The sequence below is a fragment of the uncultured Gimesia sp. genome (assembly GCF_963976445.1).
Classification (GTDB): Bacteria; Planctomycetota; Planctomycetia; order Planctomycetales; family Planctomycetaceae; genus Gimesia.
On the sequence record NZ_CAXBKP010000056.1, the window covers coordinates 1 to 4,051 of the forward strand.

Genomic DNA, 4,051 nt, shown 5'->3' on the forward strand with positions numbered 1-4,051 from the left:
CTGAGTTTAATTAACTTTTCCGGCATTCCATGCATCACAGTTCTCCTGAACCTGATAATTCTAATCTCATAATCCATCCCAACGTATAATTTTGAGATGTTCTCGTTGGCCGATTCTCGAGCCCTCTCTTTGTAAGAGAGAGCTCGAGATAGACCGTCCAATAAAAGTCTTTCTTTAAGCTGTTTTCAACAGATTCTGGTCTGAACCTGCCTGGATGCGACCTTCAGAAAGACGTAAAGTTCTGCGGGCACACTCCGCAGCAGACAAATCATGTGTTACCATGATGACCGTGCGACCTTCCTCGTTGAATTGCCGCAGGAAAGCAAGAACCTGATCACGGGTCTCCGGATCAAGGTTCCCTGTCGGTTCATCAGCGAGGATGATCAACGGGTCGTTGGCCAGCATGCGAGCCAGTGCGACGCGCTGTTGCTGACCAATACTGAGTTCACTCGGTTTATGATGCAGTCTATCCTGCAGCCCAACCGTGCCCAGCAATTCCTCCGCCCGCTCCTGTTGCTCTGTTTTAAACTTTTGTGACAGCATCATAGGGACCTGAACATTTTCAATCGCGGTCAGATAAGGCACCAGATTGAATGTCTGGAAGACAAATCCAATCTTATTCTGTCTGACTTCAGCGCGCTGCTCAATCGGCAAATCATAAATTGATACGTCGTCGAGCAGAATGCGGCCTTCAGAAGGGGCCGACATTGCCCCCAGCATGGAGAGCAGCGTCGTTTTTCCGCTCCCGCTGGGACCGATGATCGCAGCGAACTCACCTCGCGCGATTTCAATAGAGGTCGAGTCTAGCGCGACCACTTCGTGCTGTTGCTTACAATATACTTTTTTAACAGATTCTAACTTTAACATTTAGTTATACCTCCTTGAAACAGAGACAGGGATCGAGGCGGGAAGCCTGGCGCGCCGGAAAATAACTGGCAGCCAGAGTGACCAGCACCGCAACCGTAGAGGCAACGATTGCCAGACTCGGGACTGGAAACACTGCTACACTCGCAAATACAGGTCCCAGAAAGACTGCTATCAGACTTCCCAAAACATAACCGCTAATCCCCCCGGCCAGGCCCAGCAGAGCCGCTTTTGCCAGGAACAACTGCGTGACGAATCTCGGCGTGGCCCCCAGAGCCATCAGCGTGCCGATTTCGCGACGACGTTCTATGACGTTCGCAAAGCTTGCACTCGCCATACTCGCACCACCGACGGCCACCAGAATCGCAAGGAACAGGTACGATAGATTTGTCATCATCCGGTTAATCGAAACCTGAGTTTCGACCACATTGGCGATCGTCACCACCTTGGTACCGGGCAGTAATGACTGCAACTCCCCTACCAATCCGTTAGCGACGTCTTCGCAGCAGCCCATGACTTCAATAATATTCACAACCGGTCCTGTTCCTGACAGCCGTTGCACGGTATGCAGGTGGGCGAACACCCGACTGTCATCGACGGTCCCCGTCGAGGGAAGCACGCTGAGTACCTCAAACGTTTCCCCCAGAAGTTGGAGCTGGTCCCCTTCTTTCAGTCCCTTACTGGCGGCAAAATCAGAACCAAGCAAAACTTCAGATTGATTCAGGTGTTGCAGAGCCCTGCGTTCTGCCAGGGAGTCTGGAGCGTCCAGATTTTCATCAGCCACGTTAATCTTAGCTTTACAACCTTCATGCTTTTTGAATAGCATGCCGCCTCCCGACCAGGCATTCATCTTCTGTATTTCGGACTGTGGCAGGATGCCCGTCAGAATCACGTTGCGGTCGTCCAGTTTGGTGGGGACACAGAGTTTGGGGGTAATCGCTTCCACTCCGGTCAGTCCCGCCAGTGCCAGTTCAGCCACGTGTTCTTCTGGGATGGTTTCCTTGTGCATGTCTGCAGCATAATAATCCTGCAGTGTGACGCCTTCGGGGAGAATCAGTACGTTCGCTCCCAGTTCGTCAAGTTTACCAGCAACCTCCTGTTCTGAGAAAATTGTAACGTTGCGGATCGCTACCAGCGCTGTCACACTCAAAATGATTGCCAGCAGGCTGGCGATCAGCGCCGTAGGACGCTCTTTCATTTCTTTCCAGATTATTGTTCTCATTGTCATGAGAGACCTCCTTAAAGTATATGATGCAATGGTTTATTTACAGTGTTTGCAGCCTTCCACGCCGCAGCTTTTTCCAGCTTTTTTCAGCTCGGCAATCAGCTGCTGGCTGGTCACACTATTGTTGAACTTCCCGACCATCACACCAGGAGGTGCCATAAAAATGACAGACGAGTTTTGTGAGTCAGGCACTCTCAGTTCATTCAAAAAGTCGCGTTCGGTCGGCTCAGATTGTGAGACGGTAATTACTTCAACCGCGTTTTTGTAACAGGGCATCGATTGGAAATTCTGAACCCCATTGGGAATTCCTGTACTATTTGAGGCATTCACACACAGTAGCACCATTCTACGGTTCTGCAGATTCAACATGCACCGGGATTTGGCGGGGGATACGAATGCCTGCTGAATATAGTCAGCGTTGATCTGTTTCACATAGGAACCGGTGACCGCCCCATTGGGAGCAACTGCCAGCGTAAGCGGCATGGGCGCGCGTGAGACTCCATACTGTTCAACAATCTTGCGTTCCTGGGGATCGCCGGTGTTAACCGCCACAACGGACGCTGTGTTTTTGTCGGACAGATTCTGCTGCAGTGTGCTCCACATGCTTTTGGTGGTTGTATCCTGGTCTTTCCAGAACATGATAAACGTGTATTTATTCTGTTCCGCTGCGGAAGCACGTGATGCTTCCGCCTTGCTCAATGATGCCACCCGGGGCGTATTTTGAGCCGGGGAAACATTCGACATGGAAACCAGAAGAGTGCCTGCGGCCAGCAGACGAATACCATTATTTTTGAACAGTTTTAAAAAAGTGTGAGACTTCATATTATAAACTTCCTTACCTGTTTGTTGATTATGCTGCGATTTTGATCTGCAAAAAGAGGTAATGGGCTCGACCTGTAATTGCGCGCAGAAGCAGCGAAATGCAGTCTGATTTAAACAGACACAGGCGCAGCAGTTATCATTTGAATCAGAATTGAATTCAAAGAGACGGTCAGCAAGATTGCTGTGGACAATTAGTGACCGTTACTGCCAGTAGGCAAGCGAGCCCGAGAGAAATTTATAAGCGCAGTGGGAGTATTACAGCCGCCTGTGAAGTGTCATTCGCTACGTCATTCAGATGAGTTACGAAGCGGCAGGACTGATCCAGATTAACGACCAACGTCACCGGATGGGTGCAACTTTCCAGATGCACTACCGGCCCAACAGAGGCAAATATTTCGTCAGAAACATGACACGTACAGGGACATTCATGTTCTTCATCCAGCGGCAACTGCTGCTGGACTCCCTGTCTTTGATTCCACCGAGCACAACAGAAACAGGCTGTGGAAACAGCTTTGCAGTCACCGGATTCGTGCTGAACTGATTCTCCCTGCGCAGCAAATCCATGTCCCCAGCAGACCGGGCAGGGTTGCAGTAGTAGAACGATCATGAACAAGCGAATCAGTTTCATCACACATCTTAGCGAAAAAAAGTTTTACAGCATTCTGCCGGCTTGAAAGACTTTAGATAGACCTCAAGCAATCAATGGATTTTATATCCTGTATCCCTCGTAATCATACAAGACAAGCACTTCTAGCATCGACATGCGAAGTGCTGCCGCTTGATCACAACTGGATAATAATACTGGTTCTGTCGATTAGTCTAAAAACTTTCGACAAAGGCAGCGAAAACCGTGTAATCAATGCATATCCCCCATACATCCAGAGAGGGAATAAGGGTGTTGAATCCTAGGTTAATTAGTAAGATCTGCCAAGATCAAAACAGGGATGATATTAACTTAGTGGCAGGGCTTTACAAGCACCCCTCTTGCAACATCATGTCCAATCGCACATCGCCCCTGAAAAGTATCCAACGTGATCACACTGACCTCGGATGAAATATGATGGATCAGAATTTCAGAGTCGACGAGAACACCAATTTCTGAGAGATATCTCAGCGAATCTGCAGCCTGCAAATCGATCC

General features: G+C 49.3%; 5 protein-coding genes. All 5 read right to left on the reverse strand.

Annotation, left to right across the window (positions count from 1 at the left end; translation table 11 throughout):
* Positions 1–174: 174 nt before the first annotated feature.
* On the reverse strand, positions 175–867 hold the full coding sequence (locus AAC022_RS26975) for an ABC transporter ATP-binding protein (RefSeq protein WP_155366725.1): 693 nt from the start codon (positions 865–867) through the stop codon (positions 175–177).
* A 4-nt stretch (positions 868–871) separates the two neighbouring features.
* A complete protein-coding gene (locus tag AAC022_RS26980) occupies positions 872–2,092 on the reverse strand; it encodes an FtsX-like permease family protein (RefSeq protein WP_145190936.1) in 1,221 nt (406 codons plus the stop codon).
* 33 nt (positions 2,093–2,125) lie between these two features.
* A complete protein-coding gene (locus tag AAC022_RS26985) occupies positions 2,126–2,911 on the reverse strand; it encodes a hypothetical protein (protein WP_145190939.1) in 786 nt (261 codons plus the stop codon).
* 235 nt (positions 2,912–3,146) lie between these two features.
* Entirely contained in the window at positions 3,147–3,539 is a 393-nt protein-coding gene (locus tag AAC022_RS26990) for a hypothetical protein (RefSeq protein WP_291169587.1), read from the reverse strand.
* A gap of 327 nt (positions 3,540–3,866) precedes the next feature.
* A partial coding sequence (locus tag AAC022_RS26995; RefSeq protein ID WP_339736416.1) for a hypothetical protein occupies positions 3,867–4,051 on the reverse strand: 185 nt, incomplete at its 5' end.

Bases quoted from the DNA above. Each gene is read 5' to 3' on its own strand.
- AAC022_RS26975 (WP_155366725.1), bottom strand. From the start codon at position 867: ATGTTAAAGTTAGAATCTGTTAAAAAAGTATATTGTAAGCAACAGCAC.
- AAC022_RS26980 (WP_145190936.1), bottom strand. From the start codon at position 2,092: ATGACAATGAGAACAATAATCTGGAAAGAAATGAAAGAGCGTCCTACG.
- AAC022_RS26985 (WP_145190939.1), bottom strand. From the start codon at position 2,911: ATGAAGTCTCACACTTTTTTAAAACTGTTCAAAAATAATGGTATTCGT.
- AAC022_RS26990 (WP_291169587.1), bottom strand. From the start codon at position 3,539: ATGAAACTGATTCGCTTGTTCATGATCGTTCTACTACTGCAACCCTGC.